Source organism: Nocardia sp. NPDC101769 (assembly GCF_044766925.1).
In the GTDB taxonomy this organism is placed as follows: Bacteria; Actinomycetota; Actinomycetes; order Mycobacteriales; family Mycobacteriaceae; genus Nocardia.
Map to the genome: position 1 here is coordinate 1 of NZ_JBIWMX010000151.1, position 1,144 is coordinate 1,144.

General features: G+C 64.9%; 1 protein-coding gene. It reads right to left on the reverse strand.

The features are described 5' to 3' along the window. Nucleotides 1-58: 58 nt before the first annotated feature. Entirely contained in the window at nucleotides 59-973 is a 915-nt protein-coding gene (locus ACIRRA_RS46075) for an IS982 family transposase (RefSeq protein ID WP_402782521.1), read from the reverse strand. Between the last annotated feature and the right edge of the window lie 171 nt (nucleotides 974-1,144).

The following is a 1,144-nucleotide window of genomic DNA, read 5'->3' on the forward strand; positions in this document are numbered from 1 at the left end:
CCTAGATGATTGATTCCAGGGGGTGGGCGGCCCACTGCGCGGGCCGTCCATCCGGTGATCAGTGGTCATAGGCGGTCAGTGAGCGGTGGACTGGGGCGCCGGTGTGGTCGTTGTGCCAGATGGCTGCGGTGAGCGCGAGGATGCGTTGCAGGACACGGACGGTGACGCCGGCGGCGGTGCGTCCGGTGTGGCGTTCCAGATCGAGCTGGGCTTTGAAGGTTTGATTGATCGACTCGATGACCTGCCGTAATGGCTTGAACAGGGCGGCGCCGGGCCGTTCGGGCTCGCTCTTGCGGGCCGGACGCAGCAATCGCAGCCCGGCCTCGGCGAGCTCGGCCTCGAATCCGGCGCCGAAGTAGTTCTTGTCGCCGATCAGCGTCTGCCCGGGCCGGTCGCCGGCCAAGGCAGGGTCGGCAGCCAGGATTCCCAGCAAGGTTTGGCGTTCGTCGGCTTTCGCGCCGGTCAGCGCGAACCCGATCGGCAGCCCGCCGAGGGTGGCGACCAGGTGCAGCCGCAGTCCCCAGAAGTATCGCGAATGCGAGGCGCAGTAGCCGTATTCGGCCCATCCCGCCAATTCCGAGCGCCGCACGGTCGGTTTCGACCGGCCGCATTCGACCGGGGTGGAATCGACGACCCACACATCGTCGGTCCACAGGCTGGTGTCGACGGCCAGCGCCCGGATCACCGCTTGGATCAACTCGCCCGCGCGGCGCAGCCGCTTGTTGTAGCCGGGCTGTTTGGGCAGGTATCGGAACAGATGCCGCAGGTTGTCGTGGGCATAACGCAGCCAGCGGGCCTCGGAGGTGTATCCGAGCAGCGCCTGCATCACCGCCAGTGTGATCAGTTCGGCGTCGGTCAGCCGTGGGGTGAACCCGACCTTCGGGCGTACTGGTGCAAGATCCGGGCGATGGGTCAACAAATCATCGGTGGTGACATACAGTGCAGTGGCGAGGGTGTCGAGTTCATTGCTCACAACCTTGACCTACGCCACCCTCGCCCCAACTTTCGCTGAAACGCATGAATTAGCCTGTCCGGCAACATGTTTCACCGTCGAGAAGATCCCTTCACGACCATCACGGCAGCAATCCTCGGGTGTGGTGCGTGCCCCAGCCGCGCACCACACCCCTTGGAATCAATCGTCTAG